At 65.8% G+C, this 22,971-nt stretch carries 19 protein-coding genes and 1 tRNA gene; 19 read left to right on the forward strand and 1 reads right to left on the reverse strand.

Translation table 11 applies throughout. The annotated features are described in order from the left end of the window. Window positions 1-166: 166 nt before the first annotated feature. The 10 genes from ACFFII_RS16840 (at window position 167) to rplA (ending at window position 6,599) form a co-directional block, all read left to right on the forward strand. Window positions 167-556: a hypothetical protein gene (locus ACFFII_RS16840; protein ID WP_377700033.1), complete on the forward strand. Its 390-nt coding sequence runs from the start codon at window positions 167-169 to the stop codon at window positions 554-556. A gap of 37 nt (window positions 557-593) precedes the next feature. Then, window positions 594-788: an HNH endonuclease gene (locus ACFFII_RS16845; RefSeq protein ID WP_377700047.1), complete on the forward strand. Its 195-nt coding sequence runs from the start codon at window positions 594-596 to the stop codon at window positions 786-788. Between the two features lie 105 nt (window positions 789-893). Then, entirely contained in the window at window positions 894-1,319 is a 426-nt protein-coding gene (locus ACFFII_RS16850) for an HIT family protein (RefSeq protein ID WP_377700034.1), read from the forward strand. Between the two features lie 76 nt (window positions 1,320-1,395). Next, entirely contained in the window at window positions 1,396-3,270 is a 1,875-nt protein-coding gene (locus tag ACFFII_RS16855; RefSeq protein WP_377700036.1) for an ABC transporter ATP-binding protein, read from the forward strand. A 54-nt stretch (window positions 3,271-3,324) separates the two neighbouring features. Continuing rightward, window positions 3,325-3,400: transfer RNA gene (locus ACFFII_RS16860), tRNA-Trp, on the forward strand. A 25-nt stretch (window positions 3,401-3,425) separates the two neighbouring features. Continuing rightward, window positions 3,426-4,304: a hypothetical protein gene (locus ACFFII_RS16865; RefSeq protein WP_377700037.1), complete on the forward strand. Its 879-nt coding sequence runs from the start codon at window positions 3,426-3,428 to the stop codon at window positions 4,302-4,304. A gap of 155 nt (window positions 4,305-4,459) precedes the next feature. After that, entirely contained in the window at window positions 4,460-4,651 is a 192-nt protein-coding gene (gene secE, locus ACFFII_RS16870) for a preprotein translocase subunit SecE (protein ID WP_090757352.1), read from the forward strand. Window positions 4,652-4,799: 148 nt separating this feature from the next. Continuing rightward, the gene (gene nusG / locus ACFFII_RS16875) at window positions 4,800-5,339 is read left to right on the forward strand and encodes a transcription termination/antitermination protein NusG (protein ID WP_090757353.1); all 540 of its coding nucleotides are present in this window, start codon (window positions 4,800-4,802) and stop codon (window positions 5,337-5,339) included. Window positions 5,340-5,442: 103 nt separating this feature from the next. Further along, window positions 5,443-5,895: a 50S ribosomal protein L11 gene (rplK, locus tag ACFFII_RS16880; protein WP_377700038.1), complete on the forward strand. Its 453-nt coding sequence runs from the start codon at window positions 5,443-5,445 to the stop codon at window positions 5,893-5,895. Window positions 5,896-5,900: 5 nt separating this feature from the next. Next, window positions 5,901-6,599, forward strand: coding sequence for a 50S ribosomal protein L1 (gene rplA / locus ACFFII_RS16885; RefSeq protein ID WP_377700039.1), 699 nt, complete (start codon window positions 5,901-5,903; stop codon window positions 6,597-6,599). A 58-nt stretch (window positions 6,600-6,657) separates the two neighbouring features. Here the strand turns inward: rplA and ACFFII_RS16890 are convergent, their stop codons facing one another. Then, window positions 6,658-7,569 carry a glycosyltransferase gene (locus tag ACFFII_RS16890; RefSeq protein WP_377700040.1) on the reverse strand — a complete coding sequence of 304 codons (912 nt, stop codon included), beginning with the start codon at window positions 7,567-7,569 and terminating at the stop codon, window positions 6,658-6,660. A 333-nt stretch (window positions 7,570-7,902) separates the two neighbouring features. On the opposite strand from ACFFII_RS16890, the gene rplJ reads away from it, so the two are divergent. From rplJ to fusA, 9 genes are all read left to right on the forward strand, one after another. Then, window positions 7,903-8,418: a 50S ribosomal protein L10 gene (gene rplJ / locus ACFFII_RS16895; RefSeq protein ID WP_377700041.1), complete on the forward strand. Its 516-nt coding sequence runs from the start codon at window positions 7,903-7,905 to the stop codon at window positions 8,416-8,418. Window positions 8,419-8,487: 69 nt separating this feature from the next. After that, a complete protein-coding gene (rplL, locus tag ACFFII_RS16900; RefSeq protein WP_090757357.1) occupies window positions 8,488-8,865 on the forward strand; it encodes a 50S ribosomal protein L7/L12 in 378 nt (125 codons plus the stop codon). Between the two features lie 245 nt (window positions 8,866-9,110). Then, complete coding sequence (gene rpoB / locus ACFFII_RS16905; RefSeq protein WP_377700042.1) at window positions 9,111-13,265, forward strand: DNA-directed RNA polymerase subunit beta; 4,155 nt, start codon at window positions 9,111-9,113, stop codon at window positions 13,263-13,265. A gap of 88 nt (window positions 13,266-13,353) precedes the next feature. Then, the gene (gene rpoC, locus ACFFII_RS16910; protein WP_377700043.1) at window positions 13,354-17,577 is read left to right on the forward strand and encodes a DNA-directed RNA polymerase subunit beta'; all 4,224 of its coding nucleotides are present in this window, start codon (window positions 13,354-13,356) and stop codon (window positions 17,575-17,577) included. Window positions 17,578-17,818: 241 nt separating this feature from the next. After that, the gene (locus ACFFII_RS16915) at window positions 17,819-18,763 is read left to right on the forward strand and encodes a DMT family transporter (protein WP_377700044.1); all 945 of its coding nucleotides are present in this window, start codon (window positions 17,819-17,821) and stop codon (window positions 18,761-18,763) included. Then, on the forward strand, window positions 18,763-19,611 hold the full coding sequence (locus ACFFII_RS16920; RefSeq protein ID WP_377700045.1) for a glycosyltransferase: 849 nt from the start codon (window positions 18,763-18,765) through the stop codon (window positions 19,609-19,611). The genes ACFFII_RS16915 and ACFFII_RS16920 overlap by 1 nt, the downstream gene beginning before the upstream one ends. 249 nt (window positions 19,612-19,860) lie before the next feature. Continuing rightward, window positions 19,861-20,232 (forward strand): 30S ribosomal protein S12, encoded by a 372-nt coding sequence (rpsL, locus tag ACFFII_RS16925; RefSeq protein ID WP_036707536.1) that lies wholly within the window; start codon window positions 19,861-19,863, stop codon window positions 20,230-20,232. A gap of 11 nt (window positions 20,233-20,243) precedes the next feature. Next, window positions 20,244-20,714 carry a 30S ribosomal protein S7 gene (gene rpsG / locus ACFFII_RS16930; RefSeq protein ID WP_036703027.1) on the forward strand — a complete coding sequence of 157 codons (471 nt, stop codon included), beginning with the start codon at window positions 20,244-20,246 and terminating at the stop codon, window positions 20,712-20,714. A gap of 11 nt (window positions 20,715-20,725) precedes the next feature. Continuing rightward, window positions 20,726-22,849 carry an elongation factor G gene (gene fusA / locus ACFFII_RS16935; RefSeq protein WP_377700046.1) on the forward strand — a complete coding sequence of 708 codons (2,124 nt, stop codon included), beginning with the start codon at window positions 20,726-20,728 and terminating at the stop codon, window positions 22,847-22,849. The last annotated feature ends 122 nt before the right edge of the window (window positions 22,850-22,971 follow it).

Below are 22,971 nucleotides of genomic sequence, written 5' to 3' on the forward strand. Positions count from 1 at the left end.
ACGGGAGCCCATGGCTCCCACCCGAGACCGCGACAGGCCCGCCCCAAAGGGGCGGGCCTTTTGCGTGGCGGAAGAGACAGCTTATCGCTCAAAGTAATGTCGTTGCGCCATGCTGCCCCATGCTCCAGCAATGCTCGAAACTGCACATATCCTGAGACGAGCCTGCATGAAGCACTGCATCAAGGAACCCGTTCCGGCGCTCTTCGCGGCGCGCGACAATCTTGCAATGGCCGTCGACGCGCATCTGGCAGGCGACTTCGAGACTGCCCGGCTCAAGTTCAAGGCGGCCGATACGCTGGCCGTATTCTTCTGGCTCAATCCTTGCTGGTATGATGTCGAGAAGAATGTCCTCTACCCCCATCCAGATGGTGACACCCGCCTGGTTCCAAGGGAGCAGCGTGACCCTGATCGCGCCATTGCTGCGCCCGTCAGGGCCGAGGTGCTTGCCCGGGACGGCTACAGATGCAGGTATTGCGCCCTTCCGTTGATCAGGGGCAGGCATCCGCAAGATTGCCCATGCGCTGTATCCGGAGGCGGTTCCTTGGGACAGCCATGACCTGCGGCGCCAGCACGCCGGTTTCGCCGCCCTCTGGCTGCAGTACGACCATGTGGTTCCACACAGCCATGGTGGACGCTCGAACGCCGAAAACGTCGTCATTGCCTGCGGTCTGTGCAACTTCGCCAAACATGGTTACACGCTGCGGCAACTGGGCCTGTCGGACCCGCGCCTCAGGCCGCCGCAACCTATCGAGTGGGATGGGCTGGAGCGCTTGCCCCTCAGCCCGTGATCTCGCGCCGGAGCAGCGGCAGATCGCCTGGCGACACGTCACGGCGATGCGGCCGACCTCCGTCGTTCGTGCCGATGAATCCTTCCGTACCGCAGGAAAGGCTCCATGGCCCACGACTGCCTGTTCTGCCGCATTGTCCGGCGTGAGCTTCCCACTCATATCGTCCACGAGGACGACGAGATCATGGCCTTTCTCGACCTCCATCCGATCCTCCCCGGCCATGTGCTTGTCATTCCCAAGGCACATCATGTCTGGTTCGAGGATGTTCCGGCGCCTCTCGCCGCGCGGGTCGTGGAGTGCAGCCAGGTGCTCGCCCGCCGGATGAAGCGGCTTTATGAGGTCGAGCGGGTGGCCATGTTCTTCACCGGCATTCATGTCCCGCACGCCCATGCCCATGTCATGCCGATGCACGAGATCCATGACGTGACCTCGCAGGCCTACCTGGGCGAGGGGCTTGCGGGCTTTTCGGCCCCGCCGCCACTGCCGCAGGATCGCATGGCGGCCATCGCGCGGGAACTGTCGGAGGACTGAACCCGCCTCCTTGCCACGGAACCGGGCAGCCCCCCGAGAGCTTGGACCTGCGCCGCGACAGGAAATGAGGACGGCCATGTTCAGTTGGTTCGAGCGGCGCCTCGACCCCTATCCGCAGGACCCGCCCAGGATGCCGCCGCGCGGACTGGTGGCCTTCGTGCTGCATTGCTCGCGCGGGGCGCTGCCTTGGCTCGTGCTGCTGGCGGCGACCTCGGCCCTGATCGCCATCGGCGAGGTCGTGCTGTTCGGCTATCTGGGCGAACTGGTGAACCGGCTGGCCGACACGCCGCCCTCGGAGTTCTGGGTGCTGGAGGGAGAGAGGGCTGTCTGGATGGCGGTCCTGCTGCTGGCGGTGCTGCCGGCGCTGAACATCCTCAGCGCGCTGGTGATGCACCAGACGCTGCTGGGCAACTTCCCCCAGCGCATCCGCTGGCAGGCGCACCGCTATCTGCTGCGCCAGTCCCTGGGCTACTTTCAGGACGAATTCGCGGGCCGGATCGCCACAAAGCTGATGCAGACAGCGCTTGCCGTCCGCGAGGTGGCCATGAAGGTCATGGACGTGGCCGTCTATGTCGCCGTCTACTTCGCGGGGGCGCTGGCGCTGGCGGCCTCGCAGGACTGGCGGCTGGCCTTGCCTTTTGCCGCTTGGGGCTTGGGCTACGGGGTCCTGCTGTGGGTGCTGATCCCCCGCCTGGGCCGTGCGGCCGAGGCACAGGCGGGCGCGCGGGCCGAGATGACGGGCCGGATCGTCGATGCCTATACCAACATCGCCACGGTCAAGCTGTTCAGCCATTCCGCGCGCGAGGAAGCCTTTGCCCGCGAATCGATGGACGGTTTCCTGGGCACCGTCCACCGGCAGATGCGGCTGGCCGCCGCGCAGGACATCACGCTGAACCTGTTGAACGCGGCGCTTGTCGGGTCGTCGGCGGCACTGGGGCTGTGGCTGTGGACGAACGGGACCGTCCCGGTGGGCGCGGTCGCCGTGGCGGTGCCGCTGGCCATGCGGCTCAACACCATGAGCCACTGGATCATGTGGGAATTCGCCGCGCTGTTCGAGAACATCGGCACCGTGCGCGACGGCATCGGCAGTCTGGCCCTGCCGCGCATGGTGGTGGATGCGCCGGGCGCCAGGCCCCTGACCGTGACGCAGGGCGCCGTCCGTTTCGAGAACGTGACCTTCCGCTATGATGCGGATCCCTCGGAACGGCCGATGGCCGTGCTGGACGGCCTGACGCTGGACATCCGGCCGGGCGAGCGGATCGGGCTTGTCGGCCGCTCGGGCGCGGGGAAGTCCACGCTCATCAACCTGCTGCTGCGCTTCCATGACGTCGAATCAGGGCGCATCCTGATCGACGGGCAGGACATCTCGCAGGTCACGCAGGACAGTCTTCGCGCGGCCATCGGCGTGGTCACGCAGGATTCAAGCCTGCTGCACCGCTCGGTCCGCGACAATATCGCGTATGGCCGCCCCGATGCCTCGCCTGCGCAGATCGAGGCTGCGACAAGGCTGGCCGAGGCCGCCGAGTTCATCCCGAGACTTGCCGACAACGAGGGACGCCGGGGCCTTGACGCCCACGCGGGCGAGCGGGGCGTGAAGCTGTCGGGCGGCCAGCGCCAGCGTATCGCCATTGCCCGCGTCGCGCTGAAGGACGCGCCGATCCTGGTGCTGGACGAGGCCACAAGCGCGCTCGACAGCGAGGTCGAGGCCGCGATCCAGGCGCAGCTGGAGCGGCTGATGGCGGGCAAGACCGTGATCGCCATCGCGCACCGCCTGTCCACCATCGCCGCGATGGACCGGCTGGTGGTCATGGACCGGGGCCGGATCGTCGAACAGGGCACCCATGCCGAGCTGCTGGCGGCGGGAGGGCTTTATGCCCGGCTCTGGGCGCGGCAGTCGGGCGGCTTCCTGGTCGCCGCGCCGGATATGGCCCCCGAACCGCTTCCGGCATGAGCGCAGTTTCATCTTGCGCCATCGCCGATCCTGCCGTAATCCGGCGCTCGGCCTAGGGGTATAGCTCAGTTGGTAGAGCATCGGTCTCCAAAACCGAGGGTCGTGGGTTCGAGTCCCCCTGCCCCTGCCAGACCGCCCATCGAGGACGCCGCGCCATGTCGCTGACGATCCATCTGGGGGCGCACAAGACCGCATCCACGCATCTGCAGCAGACGCTGCGCGGGCTGATCCCGCGCATGCTGGCTTCGGGCATCCATTATTCGGACGTCCAGCACTGGCGCGGCGGCGTGACCCGGCTGGGGGCGGCGCTGGGCGAGGGGCCTGACGCAGCCCGCCTGCGCGGGCGGCTGCGCCGGCGGCTGGACGTAACCTGCGCCACCTGGCCCGAGGTGATGATCTCGGAAGAGAACATCCTCGGCAGCCTCCGGCGCGAGGGGCTGATGGGGGAGGGTCACGTCATCTATCCGCAGGCGCGGGCGCGGGTCGCGCGCCTGACCGGGATGCTGCGGCATCGTCCCGCCACGGTCTTTCTTGCCGTGCGGGAGCCCTGCGCCTTTCTGACCTCGGCCTTCGCCATGCAGGTGATGGGAGGGCACGAGCTGCTGCTGGCCGACTATCTGGACGGCTTCGACCCGGCCCGCCTGTCCTGGGCGCATCTGGCCGAACGCCTGCTGTCGGTCCGCGGCGTGGCGCGGCTGGTCGTCTGGCCTTACGAGGATTACGGCGTCCTGCGCCCGCAGATTCTGGCGCAGATGCTGCCCGGGGCGCTTGCAGCCGGGGCCGAGAACCCGCCGCCCGCGATCGTGGGCCTGTCGCAGCCCGCCTATGCCGAGGTGCTGGAACGGGCCATGGCCCAGCCCCATGCCGATCTGGCCCGGCTTGCGCGCGACGCCAAGGCGCGCCATCCGCGCGGCCCGGCGTCCCCCGCGCCGAAGCTGATGGACCCCGAAACGGCCAGCCGCTGCCGCGAGGCCTATGCCGCCGATCTCGAACGACTGGCGGCGCTCGAGTGCACGACGCTGCTACGGCCCTGAGGCTGCCGGCTTCGGACACCCTGCGTTGGCCTCTGGTCCCACGCACATTCGCTGACGGGTGCGGCATCGGGCGCAGAGGCTGCCATGACGCGCCTGCGGCCTTGCCATCGGGGGGACGGGGGCTTATCTGGGCCGCTGCAACGCAAGGGACTCCCATGACCAACCCCGCCCAGTTCATCAGCCAGGTCCGCGCCGAAGCCGCCAAGATCGTCTGGCCGGGCCGGCGCGAGGTCGTCACCACGACGATCATGGTCTTCGTCATGGCGGGCCTGTTCAGCCTGTTCTTCTTCCTGGTGGATCTGCTGATCCGCTGGGGCGTGACGACGGTCCTGACCGCCGTCGGCTGACCGCGCTTGCAATCCACGGTCCGGGCGGATATGTCCGGCCGACCTGCCCGGCGACCGGCGTGCATCGATTCGGTATGCGCGCCGTTTCAGTTTTCGGGCCCAAGCCGGCCCGCGCGGCCGCAGAGTTGAAGCAGGGGACGAGCAGTCGATGGCAAAGCGGTGGTATTCGGTCAGCGTCCTGTCCAACTTCGAGAAGAAGGTGGCCGAGGCGATCCGTCAGGCCGTGGCCGAGAAGGGCCTGGAAGACGAGATCGACGACGTGGTGGTCCCCACCGAGGAAGTGATCGAGATCCGGCGCGGCAAGAAGGTCACGTCGGAACGCCGCTTCATGCCCGGCTACGTGCTGGTCCACATGGACCTGTCGGACAAGACCTATCACCTGGTGAACTCGATCAACCGCGTCACCGGTTTCCTCGGCGCGCATGGCAAGCCCATGCCCATGCGCGACGACGAGGTGAACGCGATGCTGAACCGCTCGGGCCAGGGCGGGGCCGAGGTTGCGCCGCGCAACCTGATCCGCTTCGAGGTCGGCGAGAAGGTGAACGTGACCGACGGTCCCTTCGAGGGCTTCTCGGGCATGGTGGAAGAGGTCGACGACGTGTCGAGCCGCATCAAGGTCACCGTCTCGATCTTCGGCCGGCCGACGCCGGTCGAACTGGAATTCACGCAGGTTTCCAAGACCTCGTGATCTGTGCGCGGGAGGCGCGGCCCCGACCGGGCCCCGCGCCGGACCGCTAAGTCGGCCCCGTGCCCAATTCCGGGTGGGGGCGTGATGACAAGGAGAGGGCCCCATGGCCAAGAAAGTCGTCGGCAGCCTCAAGCTGCAAGTCAAGGCGGGGCAGGCGAACCCGTCCCCGCCCATCGGTCCGGCGCTGGGTCAGCGCGGGATCAACATCATGGAATTCTGCAAGGCGTTCAACGCCCGCACGCAGGAAATGGAAGCGGGCTCGCCCGTTCCGACCGTGATCACCTATTACGCGGACAAGTCCTTCACCTTCGAGACGAAGACCCCGCCCGCGTCCTTCCTGCTGAAGAAGGCCGCCGGCCTGAAGCCGCAGGGCAAGCGCAACCGCGCCAAGGGCTCGGAAAAGCCCGGTCGTGCGACCGCCGGCACCGTGACGGCCAAGCAGGTCCGCGAGATTGCCGAACTGAAGATGAAGGACCTGTCGGCCAACGACATCGAGGCCGCGATGCAGATCGTTCTCGGCTCGGCCCGCTCCATCGGCATCGAAGTGAAGGGCTGATCGACATGGCAAAACTCGCAAAGAAGCAAGCCGCCGCCCGCGCCGCCTTCGAGGGCAAGGCGAACCTGGCCGTGGAAGACGCCGTCACGCTGGTCAAGGCCAACGCCACGGCGAAGTTCGACGAAACAGTCGAGATCGCGATGAACCTGGGCGTCGATCCGCGCCACGCCGACCAGATGGTCCGCGGCGTCGTGACGCTGCCGAACGGCACCGGCAAGGACGTCCGCGTGGCGGTCTTCGCCCGCGGCCCGAAGGCCGAGGAAGCGAAAGCCGCCGGGGCTGACATCGTCGGCGCCGAGGACCTGATGGAAGCCATCCAGGGCGGCAAGATCGACTTCGATCGCTGCATCGCCACCCCGGACATGATGCCGCTGGTCGGCCGCTTGGGGAAAATCCTCGGCCCGCGCAACCTGATGCCGAACCCCAAGGTCGGCACGGTGACGATGGACGTGGCCGGCGCCGTCGGCAACGCCAAGGGCGGCGAGGTCCAGTTCAAGGCCGAGAAGGCGGGCGTGGTCCATGCCGGCGTCGGCAAGGCCTCGTTCGACACCGAGAAGCTGGCGCAGAACATCCGCGCTTTCGTGGATGCGGTGAACCGGGCCAAGCCCTCGGGCGCCAAGGGCACCTATGTGAAGAAGGTCTCGATCAGCTCGACCATGGGTCCGGGCGTGTCGCTGGACCTGACCTCGGCAACCCAGGGCTGAACAGGCTCCTGTCACAGAACGGAAAGCCCCGGCAGAAATGCCGGGGCTTTTCTCGTTTTCATTCTCCGGCGGTGAGGGCGAGGGCCTCCGGGTACTGAGCTGCGATGGCTTTCTGGCTGCGCCGCGCGGCTCTCTGGCTAGGTGCCCTATGCATGATGCTGAGAAAATGGGACGGTTTGTGGCCGCCGAACTGACGCTGGACGGCCATCATGAACCGCCTCGGGCGGTCTCCGAAATAGGCGGCATGTTCCGCGCGGGCGTGATTGAGCTTCCGTTTCTGCGCGGCAATCGTGTCGGATTGCGCATGGGCCGTGTGGATATAGGCCAGCGGACCCGGAAGAACCAGCGACGGGGCGATCCGGTAATGGCCGCCATGCTTGAGGTCATAAGGATTGTGAATGTGGCCGGGCGGATTCACCAAGGCAAAACCGATGGCGATGTTGGGTTCGAATTTCGCCAGCAGTTCGGCGTCGTCGGCCGTCTGGATCAGCAGCAGTCCCGTCGGGCGGCTGATCAGGCCGTGATCGGGAACATTCGGCATGTTGCTGCGCAGGGTCTCGATGAAGTCGCTGGCCAGCGCGTCGTCATCATCAAGTCTGAAATGCAGCGTCCGGTGGGTCTGCACGATCGGCTGCTTGCGGATCCACGAATCGATCGCGCGATTGAGAATTGGATTCCTGTCGTAAACGATCTCGATCTGCGGAACGCTGCGTGCCGCGCTGGCAAGGCGCTTCTTGTATTTCCGGGGAAGCTCGGGTGAGGTGAAGATCGCAAAGCGGAAATTCTTGTCGGTTTGCCAGCGAAGGGAGGGAAGACATATCTTTTCAAAGAAATAGAACCGCTCCTTGAGCCGTTCCGGCGCGTAAAGGATCTCCTTGCGCTGCTCGAGATCCTCCGTGCTTCGTGTCAGCTTTGCATCGCTTCGTCCCAGATACGAAAAACGCATGTATCCGAAAATATCGGGTTCCATCCTGCACCTTGAAAAATCTACCCCGGCGTACTCGCGCTTAACGTGTTTCGCGCCAAGAGGCCACGCCCTCTGAGCCGCTTGAAACCCGGAGCAAGCCGGTCTATGACCGTCCCTTCAGGTGCGGCTGCGATTCGCGGCTGCCCTGTTCCTGTCCGAGACGGAGGGCCGGCGCGTGAACGCCGTTAAGTCCTTCCCGAGATGGAAGTCGAGATTTTTCCGCAAAGGTTCCACCTTTGGGGCGCTCTCGGGTCCATCGCCCAAGGACCCGCCCCTGCCGCCGCAAGGTGGCCGGGACAAGTGAGCCGGGGGGAAACCCCCAACGTGGAGTGAACCGTGGATAGAGCCCAAAAAGAACAGGTGGTCGAGGAACTCGGCCAGATCTTTGAAAGCTCTGGCGTCGTGGTGGTTGCCCGCTACGAGGGGATGACGGTTGCCGAGATGCAGACCCTGCGCGCGCAGATGCGCGACGCCGGGGGTGCTGTCCGCGTTGCCAAGAACAGGCTCGCCAAGATCGCCCTGGAAGGGAAGCCGGCGGCTTCGATCGCCGATTACCTGACGGGCATGACCGTGCTCGCCTTTTCCGAGGACCCCGTGGCTGCGGCCAAGGTCGCGGATGCCTATGCCAAGACGAACGACAAGTTCGTCATCCTTGGCGGGGCCATGGGCGAGAACGCTCTGGATCCGGCCGGTGTGAAATCCGTGGCCCAGATGCCGTCGCGCGAGGAGCTTATCGCTTCGATCGTGGCCTGCATCGGCGCCCCGGCTTCGAACATCGCCGGCGCGATCGGCGCGCCTGCCAGCAACATCGCGGGCATCCTGTCCACGCTCGAAGAGCGTGAGGCTGCCTGAGGCAATCCCGTCCCGTCTGGCGGCCTGAAGCCCCGACGTTGGAACAACCTGACTGGAAAGAACGGAAAAATGGCTGATCTGAAGCAACTCGCCGAACAAATTGTCAACCTGACCCTGCTGCAGGCCCAGGAACTGAAGACGATCCTGAAGGACGAATACGGCATCGAGCCCGCCGCCGGCGGCGCGGTCATGATGGCCGGCCCGGCCGGTGGCGCCGCTGCCCCCGCCGAGGAAGAGAAGACCGAATTCGACGTCGTCCTGACCGACGCCGGCGCCAACAAGATCAACGTGATCAAGGAAGTGCGCGCGATCACCGGCCTGGGCCTGAAAGAGGCCAAGGACCTGGTCGAAGCCGGTGGCAAGGTCAAGGAAGGCGCGGCCAAGGCCGACGCCGAGGAAATGAAGAAGAAGCTCGAAGCGGCTGGCGCCAAGGTCGAGCTGAAGTAATTCGCGCCTCCGCGCGGATTGGAAGACAAGGGCAGGGTCCGGGGTTTCCTGGACCCTGCCGAACACGTCTTGAAGGATGCCTGGCGGCCCCATAGATGGGACGGACATCCTTCAGGGCGAGTTTGCGGTTCGGGAGTTGCGCGGTGGGACGCGCGGCACGAATGGAACCGCACCCCTGTTGTTCGCAAGCCGCCGGCCCGGGCCCCGACGAGCCGGCGCGCGATGACGAAAGGCGATAAACCTACATGGCGCAATCCTACGTCGGCCAGAAGCGCATCCGGCGCTATTACGGCAACATCCGCGAAGTCCTGGAAATGCCGAACCTCATCGAGGTTCAGAAGGCGTCCTACGACCTGTTCCTCAATTCGGGCGAGGGCGAGGGCCACCGGGACGGAGACGGCATCCAGGGCGTCTTCCAGTCGGTCTTCCCGATCAAGGACTTCAATGAGACCGCCACGCTGGAGTTCGTGAAATACGAGCTCGAGAAGCCGAAATACGACGTGGACGAATGCCAGCAGCGCGACATGACCTATGCCGCGCCGCTCAAGGTCACGCTGCGCCTGATCGTGTTCGATGTCGACGAGAACTCGGGCACCCGCGCGGTGAAGGACATCAAGGAACAGGACGTCTACATGGGCGACATGCCGCTCATGACGCAGAACGGGACGTTCATCGTGAACGGGACCGAGCGCGTGGTCGTGTCGCAGATGCACCGTTCGCCCGGCGTGTTCTTCGACCATGACCGCGGCAAGACCCATTCCTCGGGCAAGCTGCTGTTTGCCTGCCGCATCATTCCCTATCGCGGCTCGTGGCTCGACTTCGAGTTCGACGCCAAGGACCTGGTCTTCGCGCGCATCGACCGCCGCCGCAAGCTGCCGGTGACGACGCTGCTGTATGCGCTGGGGATGGACCAGGACGCGATCATGTCCGCGTTCTACGACACCGTGGACTACAAGCTGCAGAAAGCCTCGCGCGGGACCGCCGGCGCCTGGGTCACCCGCTTCTTCCCGGAACGGATGCGCGGCACCCGTCCCAGCTTCGACCTGGTCAACGCCGATACCGGCGAGGTCATCACCAAGGCCGGCGACAAGGTGACGCCGCGCCTGGTCAAGAAGCTGATCGAATCGGGCGAAGCCACGAACCTGCTGGTTCCCTTCGAGCGGATCGTCGGCCGCTTCATCGCGCGCGACATCATCAACGAGGACACCGGCCTGATCTACGCCGAGGCGGGTGACGAGATCACCGCCGAATACAGCAAGGACGGCACCGAACTTTCGGGCGGCCTGCTGAAGGTGCTGCTGGACAACGGGATCACCGAGATCCCGGTGCTGGACATCGACCATGTCAACGTCGGCCCCTACATCCGCAACACCATGGCAGCCGACAAGAACATGAACCGCGACGGCGCGCTGATGGACATCTATCGCGTGATGCGTCCGGGCGAGCCGCCGACCGTCGAGGCGGCGAGCGCGCTGTTCAACAGCCTGTTCTTCGATTCCGAGCGCTATGACCTGTCCGCCGTGGGCCGGGTCAAGATGAACATGCGTCTCGACCTCGACGCGCCCGACACCCAGCGCACGCTGCGTCACGAGGACATCGTGGCCTGTATCCGCGGGCTGGTGGAACTGCGCGACGGCAAGGGCGAGATCGACGACATCGACCACCTCGGCAACCGCCGGGTGCGTTCGGTCGGCGAGCTGATGGAGAACCAGTACCGCATCGGCCTGCTGCGGATGGAGCGTGCGATCCGCGAGCGGATGTCGGGCGTCGAGATCGACACCGTGATGCCGCAGGACCTGATCAACGCCAAGCCTGCGGCCGCTGCCGTGCGCGAGTTCTTCGGTTCCTCGCAGCTGTCGCAGTTCATGGACCAGACCAACCCGCTGTCCGAAGTGACGCACAAGCGTCGTCTGTCGGCGCTCGGGCCGGGCGGTCTGACCCGCGAGCGTGCGGGCTTCGAGGTGCGCGACGTTCACCCGACCCATTACGGCCGGATGTGCCCGATCGAGACGCCGGAAGGCCAGAACATCGGCCTCATCAACTCGCTGGCCACTTATGCCCGCGTGAACAAGTACGGCTTTATCGAGACCCCCTACCGCAAGGTTGTCGAGGGCAAGGTGACGGACGACGTGGTCTACATGTCGGCCACCGAGGAGATGCGCCACACTGTCGCGCAGGCCAACGCCGAGCTGGATGAGGACGGCAAGTTCGTCCAGGAGCTGGTCTCGACCCGTCAGGCGGGCGACTTCATGCTGAACCCGGTCGATGCCGTCGACCTGATCGACGTGTCGCCCAAGCAGCTGGTGTCGGTCGCGGCGGCGCTGATCCCGTTCCTGGAAAACGACGACGCCAACCGCGCGCTGATGGGCTCGAACATGCAGCGTCAGGCCGTGCCGCTGCTGCGGGCCGAGGCGCCCTTTGTCGGCACCGGCATGGAAGCCACCGTCGCGCGTGACTCGGGCGCTGCCATCATGGCGCGCCGGGGTGGGGTGATCGACCAGGTGGACGCCAGCCGGATCGTCGTCCGGGCGACCGAGGACCTCGGCGCGGGCGACGCGGGCGTGGACATCTATCGCCTGCGCAAGTTCAAGCGCTCGAACCAGTCCTCGACCATCAACCAGCGTCCGCTGGTCAAGGTGGGCGACCGCGTCATGAAGAACCAGGTGATCGCGGACGGTCCCTCGACCGACCAAGGCGAACTGGCCATCGGCCGGAACGTGATCGTCGCCTTCATGCCGTGGAACGGCTACAACTATGAAGACTCGATCCTGATCTCGGAACGGATCCACCGCGACGACGTGTTCACCTCGATCCACATCGACGAATACGAGGTGGCGGCGCGCGACACCAAGCTGGGGCCGGAAGAGATCACCCGCGACATCCCCAACGTCGGCGAGGAGGCGCTCCGCAACCTCGACGAGGCGGGCATCGTCTATATCGGTGCGGAAGTGGGTCCGGGCGACATCCTCGTGGGCAAGATCACGCCCAAGGGCGAAAGCCCGATGACGCCGGAAGAGAAGCTGCTGCGCGCCATCTTCGGCGAAAAGGCGTCGGACGTGCGGGACACCTCGCTGCGCCTGCCGCCGGGCGCCTATGGCACCATCGTCGAGGTGCGGGTCTTCAACCGCCACGGCGTGGACAAGGACGAGCGTGCGCTGCAGATCGAGCGCGAGGAAGTCGAGCGTCTGGCGCGTGACCGCGACGACGAGATGGCGATCCTCGAGCGCAACATCTACGCGCGCCTGCGTTCCTTGATCCTTGGTCAGACCGCGGTGAAGGGGCCCAAGGGCGTCCGCGCCAATTCGGAGATCACCGAGGACCTGCTGGGCACGCTCTCGCGCGGCCAGTGGTTCCAGCTGGCGGTTGCCGACGAGGACACCGCCCGCGAGGTCGAGGCGCTGCAGGACCAGTTCAACGTCCAGAAGAAGGCGCTGGAGAATCGCTTCGAGGACAAGGTCGAGAAGGTCCGTCAGGGCGACGACCTGCCCCCCGGCGTGATGAAGATGGTCAAGGTGTTCGTCGCCGTGAAGCGCAAGCTTCAGGCCGGCGACAAGATGGCCGGTCGTCACGGCAACAAGGGCGTCGTGTCCAAGGTGGTCCCGATGGAGGACATGCCGTTCCTGGCAGACGGCACCCCCGTCGATCTGGTGCTGAACCCGCTGGGCGTGCCCTCGCGCATGAACGTGGGACAGATCCTCGAAACCCACATGGGCTGGGCCGCGCGCGGCCTGGGGCTCAAGATCGACGAGGCGCTGCAGGAGTACCGGCGCAACGGCAACATGACCCCCGTCCGCGAGGCGATGCGCATCGGCTATGGCGACGACACCTATGAAGCCGAGTTCGGCGACATGGGCGACGACGACCTGGTCGAGCGGGCCGAGCAGGTCCGGGGCGGCGTTCCGATCGCGACCCCCGTCTTCGACGGCGCCAAGGAGGCCGATGTCAACGACGCCTTGACGCGGGCGGGCTTCGACACCTCGGGGCAGTCGATCGTCTTCGACGGCCGCACGGGCGAGCAGTTCGCGCGTCCCGTGACCGTGGGCGTCAAGTATGTCCTGAAGCTGCATCACCTTGTCGACGACAAGATGCACGCGCGTTCGACCGGTCCCTACAGCCTGGTCACCCAGCAGCCGCTGGGCGGCAAGGCCCAGTTCGGCGGTCAGCGTCTGGGCGAGATGGAGGTCTGGGCTCTGGAAGCCTACGGCGCCGCCTACACCCTGCAGGAGATGCTGACGGTGAAGTCGGACGACGTGGCGGGCCGGACCAAGGTCTACGAGTCGATCGTCAAGGGCGAGGACAACTTCGAGGCCGGCGTGCCGGAATCGTTCAACGTGCTGGTCAAGGAGGTCCGGGGTCTGGGCCTCAACATGGAACTCCTGGATGCGGAGGACGGGGAATAATGCGGCGCGGAACCACGCGCCCTACCGCCCGTAGGGTGCGTGGTCCCCACGCACCTTCCCCCATCCGCGCCACTCACAAGGTATTCAGATGAACCAGGAACTCTCCACCAATCCCTTCAACCCGATCGCCCCGGCGCGACAGTTCGACGAGATCCGCATCTCGCTGGCCTCGCCCGAGGAAATCCTCGCCTGGTCATTCGGCGAGGTGAAGAAGCCCGAAACCATCAACTACCGCACGTTCAAGCCGGAACGTGACGGTCTGTTCTGCGCGCGCATCTTCGGGCCGATCAAGGACTACGAGTGCCTGTGCGGCAAGTACAAGCGCATGAAGTATCGCGGCCTCGTCTGCGAGAAATGCGGCGTCGAGGTCACGCTGCAGAAGGTGCGCCGCGAACGCATGGGCCATATCGAACTGGCCGCCCCGGTCGCGCATATCTGGTTCCTAAAGTCGCTTCCGTCCCGGATCGGCCTGATGCTGGACATGACGCTGCGCGACCTGGAACGCATCCTCTACTTTGAAAACTACGTCGTCATCGAGCCGGGTCTGACGGACCTCACCTACGGTCAGCTTCTGACCGAGGAAGAGTTCATGGACGCGCAGGACCAGTATGGCGTGGACGCCTTCACCGCCAACATCGGCGCGGAAGCCATCCGCGAGATGCTGTCGGCGATCGACCTGCAGGCCACGGCCGACCAGCTGCGCGACGAGCTGAAGGAAGCCACGGGCGAGCTGAAGCCGAAGAAGATCATCAAGCGGCTGAAGATCGTCGAATCCTTCCTGGAATCGGGCAACCGTCCCGAGTGGATGGTCATGACCGTGATCCCGGTCATTCCGCCGGAACTGCGCCCGCTGGTCCCGCTGGACGGCGGCCGCTTCGCGACCTCGGACCTGAACGACCTGTACCGCCGGGTCATCAACCGCAACAACCGACTCAAGCGGCTGATCGAACTGCGCGCGCCCGACATCATCGTGCGCAACGAAAAGCGGATGCTGCAGGAATCCGTGGACGCGCTGTTCGACAACGGCCGCCGCGGCCGCGTCATCACGGGCAACAACAAGCGCCCGCTGAAGTCGCTGTCGGACATGCTGAAGGGCAAGCAGGGCCGGTTCCGCCAGAACCTGCTGGGCAAGCGCGTGGACTTCTCGGGCCGCTCGGTCATCGTGACCGGCCCGGAACTCAAGCTGCACCAGTGCGGCCTGCCGAAGAAGATGGCGCTCGAGCTGTTCAAGCCCTTCATCTATTCCAAGCTGCAGGCGCAGGGCTATTCGACGACTGTCAAGCAATCGAAGAAGCTGGTGGAGAAGGAACGCCCCGAGGTCTGGGACATCCTGGACGAGGTGATCCGCGAGCATCCGGTGCTGCTGAACCGCGCGCCGACGCTCCACCGCCTGGGCATCCAGGCATTTGAGCCGATCCTGATCGAAGGCAAGGCGATCCAGCTGCACCCGCTGGTCTGCTCGGCCTTCAACGCCGACTTCGACGGCGACCAGATGGCCGTGCACGTGCCGCTTTCGCTGGAAGCCCAGCTGGAAGCGCGCGTTCTGATGATGTCCACGAACAACGTGCTGTCGCCCGCCAACGGCGCGCCGATCATCGTGCCGTCGCAGGACATGGTCCTTGGCCTCTACTACACCACCATGCAGCGTGACGGCATGGTGGGCGAGGGCATGGCCTTCGGCTCGGTCGAGGAAGTGGAGCACGCTCTGGCCGCCGGGGCCGTGCATCTGCATTCCAAGATCACCTGCCGCCTGCCGCAGATCGACGAGGACGGCAACGAGGTCATCAAGCGCTTCGAGACGACGCCCGGCCGGGTCCGTCTGGGCGCGCTGCTGCCCAAGAACGCCAAGGCCCCGTTCGAGCTGGTCAACCGCCTGCTGCGCAAGAAGGACGTCCAGAACGTCATCGACACCGTCTACCGCTACTGCGGCCAGAAGGAATCGGTGATCTTCTGCGACCAGATCATGGGCATGGGCTTCCGCGAGGCCTTCCGCGCCGGCATCTCCTTCGGCAAGGACGACATGGTGGTCCCGGACTCCAAGTGGGACATCGTCGGCGAAGTCCAGGAGCAGGTGAAGGAATTCGAGCAGCAGTATCTCGACGGCCTGATCACCCAGGGCGAGAAGTACAACAAGGTCGTGGACGCCTGGTCGAAGTGCAACGACCGCGTGACCGAGGCCATGATGGCCACGATCTCGGCCAAGCACCAGGACGAGAACGGCGCCGAGATGGAGCCGAACTCGGTCTACATGATGGCCCATTCGGGCGCCCGGGGCTCGGTCAGCCAGATGAAGCAGCTCGGCGGGATGCGCGGCCTGATGGCCAAGCCCTCGGGCGAGATCATCGAGACGCCGATCATCTCGAACTTCAAGGAAGGCCTGACCGTTCTTGAATACTTCAACTCGACCCACGGCGCCCGGAAGGGCCTGTCGGACACCGCGCTGAAGACGGCGAACTCGGGCTACCTGACCCGCCGCCTGGTAGACGTGGCGCAGGACTGCATCATCCGCGAGCATGACTGCGGCACCGAGCGCGCGATCACGGCCTCGGCCGCGATCAACGACGGCGAGGTCATCTCGCCGCTCAGCGAGCGCATCCTGGGCCGCGTCGCGGCCGAGGACCTGCTGGTGCCCGGCACGGACGAGGTGCTGATCCGCCGCAACGAGCTGATCGACGAGCGCAAGGCCGATGCCATCGAGGCGGCGGGCGTGCAGAACGTCCGCATCCGCTCGGCGCTGACCTGCGAGGCCGAGGACGGCGTCTGCGCGCTGTGCTACGGGCGCGACCTTGCCCGCGGCACGCTGGTCAACATCGGCGAGGCTGTCGGCATCATCGCCGCGCAGTCGATCGGCGAGCCCGGCACGCAGCTGACGATGCGGACCTTCCACATCGGCGGCATCGCGCAGGGCGGCCAGCAGTCCTTCATCGCGGCGAACCAGGAAGGCACGGTCCGCTTCGAGAACGAAGCCGTGCTGGAAAACGCGAATGGCGAGCTGATCGTCATGAGCCGCTCGATGCAGCTGCACGTGATGAACGATCAGGACACCGCGCTGGCCAGCCACAAGCTGTTCTACGGCTCGAAGCTGATGGTGCGGGACGGCGACTCCGTGACGCGTGGCCAGAAGCTGTTCGAATGGGACCCCTACACCCTGCCGATCATCGCCGAGCAGGCGGGAACCGCGCGCTTCGTCGACCTTCTCTCGGGCCTGTCGGTCCGCGAGGACACCGACGACGCTACCGGCATGACCCAGAAGATCGTGACGGACTGGCGGTCGGCGCCGAAAGGCAACGACCTCAAGCCCGAGATCATCATCATGGGCGAGGATGGCGAGCCGGTCCGCAACGAGGCGGGCAACCCGGTCAGCTACCCGATGTCGGTCGATGCGATCCTCTCGATCGAGGACGGCCAGGAGGTCAAGGCGGGCGACGTCATTGCGCGGATCCCGCGCGAAGGCGCGCGCACCAAGGACATCACCGGGGGTCTGCCCCGCGTGGCCGAACTGTTCGAGGCGCGCCGTCCCAAGGACCACGCGATCATCGCCGAGATCGACGGCACGGTGAAGTTCGGCAAGGACTACAAGAACAAGCGCCGGATTATCGTTCAGCCGTCGCAGGAAGGACTCGAGCCCGTCGAATACATGGTGCCGAAAGGCAAGCACATCCCGGTGCAGGAAGGCGACTTCGTGCAGAAGGGTGACTACATCATGGACGGGAACCCGGCTCCGCACGACATCCTGCGGATCATGGGGATCGAGGCGCTGGCCGACTACCTCATCGACGAGGTGCAGGACGTCTACCGGCTGCAGGGCGTGAAGATCAACGACAAGCACATCGAGGTGATCGTTCGCCAGATGCTGCAGAAGATCGAGATCCTCGACTCGGGCGACACGACGCTGCTGAAGGGCGAGCACGTGGACCGCGACGAGTTCGACGAGGAGAACGCCAAGATAGAGGCCCGCGGTGGCCGTCCGGCACAGGGCGAACCCGTGCTGCTGGGCATCACCAAGGCCTCGCTGCAGACGCGCTCGTTCATCTCGGCGGCGTCGTTCCAGGAAACGACCCGCGTGCTGACCGAGGCGGCCGTTCAGGGCAAGCGCGACCGCCTGGTCGGGCTGAAGGAAAACGTCATCGTCGGCCGGCTGATCCCGGCCGGCACCGGCGGGGCCACCTCGCGGATCAAGCGCATCGCCGAGGACCGAGACGCCGAGGTCATCGAGGCGCGCCGCGCCGAGGCCGAAGCGGCGGCCGCCTTGGCCGCGCCCGAGCCCCGGGACGCCGACATCGACACGGTCATCACCTCGCCCGAGGAATGATCGCGTCCTGACGCCACGGAAAGGGCCCGGCACCACGCCGGGCCCTTTTTCATTCCGGCCCCGGCTGGCTGCGCCTGCGCCCTTCTTCGCGCGGGGATGAACAGGGCAGGGACCGTCATATCGTCAGTGCCCTGCTGTGGCTTGGCAGCCTCACCCACAGGTCCGGGGTGACGATCCGCCCCCCTTGCATTCCCATGCCGAAGCCCTAAGCCGGATTGGTCTGCCTCAGGACGGTTTTCCCATGCGAACCCCCCTTCTGTCGGTGAACCGGCGCGTCCGGCCCGCTTCCGAGCCACGGCCGCGGACCCGGCACGGCGACAACATGCTGGCGGCGGGGATCATGGTCCTGTCCATGGCCTCCTTCGTGGTCAACGACACCGCCATCAAGATGGTCACGCAGACGCTGCCCCTGTCCGAGGCCATCGCCCTGCGCGGCCTTGTCGTCACGGCTCTGCTGTGGGCCATCGCGCAGCGCGACGGCGGCGTCCTCTGGTGGCCCCCGGCCCCGCGCGACCGCTTCCTGCTGGCGCTGCGGACGGTGGCCGAGGTCTCCTCGACGCTGCTCTACCTGCTCGCGCTGCAGTTCATGTCCATCGGAGAGCTGTCCGCCATCATGCAGGCCCTGCCGCTTGCGGTTATGCTGGCCGCGGCGCTGGTTTTCCGCGAAAGGCTGGGCTGGCGCAGGCTGTCTGCCGTGGGCGTGGGCTTTCTGGGCGTGCTGCTGATCCTGCGGCCCGGAACCGGCGCCTTCGACGCGGCGGCGGTGCTGGCGCTGGCCTCGGTGCTGCTGATCGTCGTGCGCGATCTCGCCAGCCGCAGCTTCACCCCCGCCGTCCGATCCAGCACCATTGCCTTCTATGCGGCCCTGTCGGTGATGCTGGCCGCGCCCCTGGTGGGCGGCCTGGGCGACTGGCGCTGGCCCACGCTGGATGAACTGATGGGCCTCGGGATCTCGACCGCCTTCCTCGCCATCGGCTACCTGAGTGCCGTGGCCGTGATGCGCGTGGGCGAGGTGGGCTTCGTTTCGCCCTTCCGCTACACCTCGCTGATCTTCGCCTTCCTGCTGGACCTCGCGATCTTCGGCCTCTGGCCGGCGGGCTGGACCTGGGCAGGTGCTGCGCTGGTGGTGGGCGCAGGTCTTTATTCCATCTGGCGCGAGGGGCGCCTGCGCGAAGGCGGGCCGTGATGCGCGCCCAGCTACTGGGCCTTTGCCGCTTTTCCTATCTGGGCGGGCGCGGCTTCCAGGTCCGCCACGCCTCGATCGAGGAGCGCCGCGCCTTCCTTTACGACCCCGCGCGGCTGGCCCGCCGCTGGGACTGGTTCGAGGCTGTGACGCTGCCCGCCCTGACCCGGCAGACAGATCCCGATTACACCCTCGTCCTCATGACCGGCCCCGACCTGCCGCAGCCATTCCTCGGCCGGTTGCGCGAGATCGCGGCCGCCCATCCCCGGGTCCGGCTGGAACTGGTGCCCCCGATGGACCATCACCGCGCCGCCTGTGCCCGCGCGATCCATCCCCATGTGGACCCCACGGCCGAGTGGGTGGGGCAGTTCAAGCATGACGACGACGACGCCGTGGCCTTCGACTTCGTGGCCCGCGCCCGGCAGGACCTGCGCCTGCTGATGCCGATGCTGCGTCGGAACGGACTGGGCTATTGCGACTACATGAAGGGCGTGATCCTGAAAGCGACCGAGGCGGGGGTCGAGGCGCTGCCGCGCCATGTCCATGCGACCGGCGTCGCGCTGATCATCTGGCAGCGCCCGGATGCGCCCGAGACCTGCATCGACTTCGAGCACTGGAAGATCGGCAGCTACATGAACGGCATCGCCCTGAACGACCGGCCCATGTTCCTGCGCGCGGTCCACCACGACAACGACTCGGGCGCGCTGGGACCGAACTTCCCCTGGGCCGATCCCCCCGCCGACCTCGGGCCGCTGATCGCGCGACGCTTCGGCGTGGACTTTCCGGCGCTGGACCGGGCCGCGCGGGCCGCGGCGCTGCCGGGGGCGGACCGGCCGAAGTGGGGGCGCTGAAACCCTCGCCTCATTGACATCCGCGAACGAATCCGCATATACGCCCGGCACCCGGCGCGAAAGCGGACGGGAACCCCAGAACCATAACGGTCACGATCCGGGCCCGTGCCTTGATCCTCTGGAAATCTTCCCGTCCAGCCCGACACCGGGTTCGGATGGGTTTGGCGTTTCGCGATGGGCGCGAAAGGCTGTCGAGAAGTGGCGCACCAAGCCCGGGTGCGAGTATCGCAAAGCAAGACGGGGAACCGAATGCCGACGATCCAACAGCTGATCCGCAATCCGCGGCAGCCCAAGGTGCAGCGATCCAAGTCGCAGCACCTGCAGGGAAATCCTCAGAAGCGCGGCGTCTGCACGCGCGTCTACACCACCACGCCGAAGAAGCCGAACTCGGCCATGCGGAAGGTCGCCAAGGTGCGCCTGACCAATGGCTTCGAGGTCATCAGCTACATCCCCGGTGAAAAGCACAACCTCCAGGAACACAGCGTCGTGCTGATCCGCGGCGGCCGGGTCAAAGACCTTCCCGGTGTGCGTTACCACATCCTGCGCGGTGTCCTGGATACCCAGGGCGTCAAAGATCGTCGTCAGCGTCGTTCGAAATACGGCGCCAAGCGTCCGAAGTGAGGTTCTGAGCCATGTCCCGTCGTCACGCAGCTGAGAAGCGCGAAGTTCTGCCCGACGCCAAGTATGGCGATCGCGTGCTGACCAAATTCATGAACAACCTGATGGTTGACGGCAAGAAGTCCGTCGCCGAGAAGATCGTCTACAACGCGCTTGACCGCGTTCAGGGCCGTCTCAAGCGCGAGCCGATCGAGGTCTTCCACGAGGCCCTCGACAACGTGAAGCCGTCCGTCGAAGTGCGTTCGCGCCGCGTCGGTGGTGCCACCTACCAGGTGCCGGTCGAGGTCCGTCCCATCCGCCGCGAGGCGCTGGGGATCCGCTGGCTGATCGACGCCGCCAAGAAGCGCAACGAGAACACCATGGAAGAGCGGCTCGCCGGCGAGCTGGCCGACGCGGTGAACAACCGCGGCACCGCGGTGAAGAAGCGCGAAGACACCCACAAGATGGCCGACGCCAACAAGGCGTTCAGCCACTATCGCTGGTAAGGACCGAGCACATGCCGCGCGTTTACGCCCTCGACCACTACCGCAACTTCGGCATCATGGCCCACATCGATGCCGGCAAGACCACCACGACCGAGCGGATCCTGTTCTACACCGGCAAGAACCACAAGATGGGCGAGACGCACGAAGGTGCGTCCACCATGGACTGGATGGAGCAGGAGCAGGAACGCGGGATCACCATCACCTCGGCCGCGACCACGACCTTCTGGCAGCGCCAGGAAGATCCGACGACCGAAGGCACCGCCGAGACCAAGTACCGCTTCAACATCATAGACACTCCCGGCCACGTGGACTTCACCATCGAGGTCGAGCGTTCGCTGGCGGTTCTGGACGGCGCCATCTGCCTTCTGGACGCCAACGCCGGCGTCGAGCCCCAGACGGAAACCGTCTGGCGCCAGGCTGACCGTTACAAGGTTCCGCGGATCGTGTTCGTCAACAAGATGGACAAGATCGGCGCCGACTTCTTCAACTGCGTCCGGATGATCAAGGACCGCACCGGCGGCACCCCCTGCCCGATCGCCCTGCCGATCGGCGCCGAGGACAAGCTGGAAGGCATCGTCGACCTGATCAAGATGGAAGAATGGATCTGGAAGGGCGAAGACCTCGGCGCGAGCTGGGTCCGTCAGCCGATCCGTGACGAGCTGAAGGACGTCGCCGACGAGTGGCGCGGCAAGATGATCGAACTCGCCGTCGAACAGGACGACGAGGCGATGGAAGCCTACCTGGAAGGCAACGAGCCCGACGAGGCGACGCTGCGCAGCCTGATCCGCAAGGGCACGCTGAGCCTGGCGTTCTTCCCCGTCACCGCAGGTTCGGCCTTCAAGAACAAGGGCGTCCAGCCGCTGCTGAACTCGGTCATCGACTTCCTGCCGGCCCCGACCGATGTCCCGGCGCTGATGGGCTTTGCCCCCGACGACGAGACGGAAGAGCGCAACATCGCCCGCAAGGCCGATGATGCCGAGCCCTTCTCGGCGCTGGCCTTCAAGATCATGAACGACCCCTTCGTCGGCTCGCTGACCTTCACGCGGATCTATTCGGGCACCCTGAAGAAGGGCGACTCGATGCTGAACTCGACGAAGGGCAAGCGCGAGCGCGTCGGCCGGATGATGATGATGCACGCGATCAACCGCGAGGAGATTGAAGAGGCGTTCGCCGGTGACATCATCGCGCTGGCGGGTCTGAAGGACACCACCACGGGCGACACGCTGTGCGACCCGAACAAGCCGGTGGTTCTGGAAACCATGACCTTCCCCGAGCCGGTCATCGAGATCGCGGTGGAACCGAAGTCGAAGGCCGACCAGGAGAAGATGGGCCTTGCCCTTCAGCGCCTGTCCGCCGAGGACCCGTCCTTCCGCGTCGAGACCGATCTCGAGTCGGGCCAGACCATCATGAAGGGCATGGGCGAACTTCACCTCGACATCCTGGTCGACCGCATGAAGCGGGAGTTCAAGGTCGAGGCGAACATCGGCGCCCCGCAGGTGGCCTATCGCGAGACCATCTCGCAGCCGGCGGAAATCGACTACACGCACAAGAAGCAGACCGGTGGCACGGGCCAGTTCGCCCGCGTCAAGCTGCAGATCAACCCCACCGAGCCGGGCGAGGGCTACTCGTTCGAATCGAAGATCGTGGGTGGTGCGGTGCCGAAGGAATACGTCCCCGGCGTCGAGAAGGGCATCAAGTCGGTCATGGACTCGGGGCCGCTGGCGGGCTTCCCGGTCATCGACTTCAAGGTTGCGCTGATCGACGGCGCCTTCCACGACGTCGACTCGTCGGTCCTGGCCTTCGAGATCGCGTCCCGTGCGGCGATGCGCGAAGGCCTGCGGAAGGCCGGCGCCAAGCTGCTCGAGCCGATCATGAAGGTCGAGGTGGTCACGCCCGAGGAATACACGGGTTCGATCATCGGCGACCTGACCAGCCGTCGCGGCATGGTGCGTGGCCAGGATACCCGCGGCAACGCCAACGTGATCGACGCGATGGTGCCGCTGGCCAACATGTTCGGCTACATCAACAACCTTCGCTCGATGTCCTCGGGCCGCGCGGTGTTCACGATGCAGTTCGACCATTACGAGGCCGTGCCGCAGAACATCTCGGACGAGATCCAGAAGAAATACGCCTGATGCTCCGGGCGGGGTGAAAGCCCCGCCCGCCTTCACCCGAGATTCAAGGAGAGCTTTGCGATGGCAAAGGCAAAATTCGAACGGACGAAACCGCACGTCAACATCGGGACGATCGGCCACGT

It is taken from the genome of Paracoccus niistensis (assembly GCF_042432925.1).
Taxonomy (GTDB): domain Bacteria; phylum Pseudomonadota; class Alphaproteobacteria; order Rhodobacterales; family Rhodobacteraceae; genus Paracoccus; species Paracoccus niistensis.

What these genes read in the sequence shown, in the direction of transcription:
- ACFFII_RS16840 (WP_377700033.1), top strand. Translation starts at nt 167, where the DNA reads ATGAAGCACTGCATCAAGGAACCCGTTCCGGCGCTCTTCGCGGCGCGC.
- ACFFII_RS16850 (WP_377700034.1), top strand. Translation starts at nt 894, where the DNA reads ATGGCCCACGACTGCCTGTTCTGCCGCATTGTCCGGCGTGAGCTTCCC.
- ACFFII_RS16855 (WP_377700036.1), top strand. Translation starts at nt 1,396, where the DNA reads ATGTTCAGTTGGTTCGAGCGGCGCCTCGACCCCTATCCGCAGGACCCG.
- ACFFII_RS16865 (WP_377700037.1), top strand. Translation starts at nt 3,426, where the DNA reads ATGTCGCTGACGATCCATCTGGGGGCGCACAAGACCGCATCCACGCAT.
- secE (WP_090757352.1), top strand. Translation starts at nt 4,460, where the DNA reads ATGACCAACCCCGCCCAGTTCATCAGCCAGGTCCGCGCCGAAGCCGCC.
- nusG (WP_090757353.1), top strand. Translation starts at nt 4,800, where the DNA reads ATGGCAAAGCGGTGGTATTCGGTCAGCGTCCTGTCCAACTTCGAGAAG.
- rplK (WP_377700038.1), top strand. Translation starts at nt 5,443, where the DNA reads ATGGCCAAGAAAGTCGTCGGCAGCCTCAAGCTGCAAGTCAAGGCGGGG.
- rplA (WP_377700039.1), top strand. Translation starts at nt 5,901, where the DNA reads ATGGCAAAACTCGCAAAGAAGCAAGCCGCCGCCCGCGCCGCCTTCGAG.
- ACFFII_RS16890 (WP_377700040.1), bottom strand. Translation starts at nt 7,569, where the DNA reads ATGGAACCCGATATTTTCGGATACATGCGTTTTTCGTATCTGGGACGA.
- rplL (WP_090757357.1), top strand. Translation starts at nt 8,488, where the DNA reads ATGGCTGATCTGAAGCAACTCGCCGAACAAATTGTCAACCTGACCCTG.
- rpoB (WP_377700042.1), top strand. Translation starts at nt 9,111, where the DNA reads ATGGCGCAATCCTACGTCGGCCAGAAGCGCATCCGGCGCTATTACGGC.
- rpoC (WP_377700043.1), top strand. Translation starts at nt 13,354, where the DNA reads ATGAACCAGGAACTCTCCACCAATCCCTTCAACCCGATCGCCCCGGCG.
- ACFFII_RS16915 (WP_377700044.1), top strand. Translation starts at nt 17,819, where the DNA reads ATGCGAACCCCCCTTCTGTCGGTGAACCGGCGCGTCCGGCCCGCTTCC.
- ACFFII_RS16920 (WP_377700045.1), top strand. Translation starts at nt 18,763, where the DNA reads ATGCGCGCCCAGCTACTGGGCCTTTGCCGCTTTTCCTATCTGGGCGGG.
- rpsL (WP_036707536.1), top strand. Translation starts at nt 19,861, where the DNA reads ATGCCGACGATCCAACAGCTGATCCGCAATCCGCGGCAGCCCAAGGTG.
- rpsG (WP_036703027.1), top strand. Translation starts at nt 20,244, where the DNA reads ATGTCCCGTCGTCACGCAGCTGAGAAGCGCGAAGTTCTGCCCGACGCC.
- fusA (WP_377700046.1), top strand. Translation starts at nt 20,726, where the DNA reads ATGCCGCGCGTTTACGCCCTCGACCACTACCGCAACTTCGGCATCATG.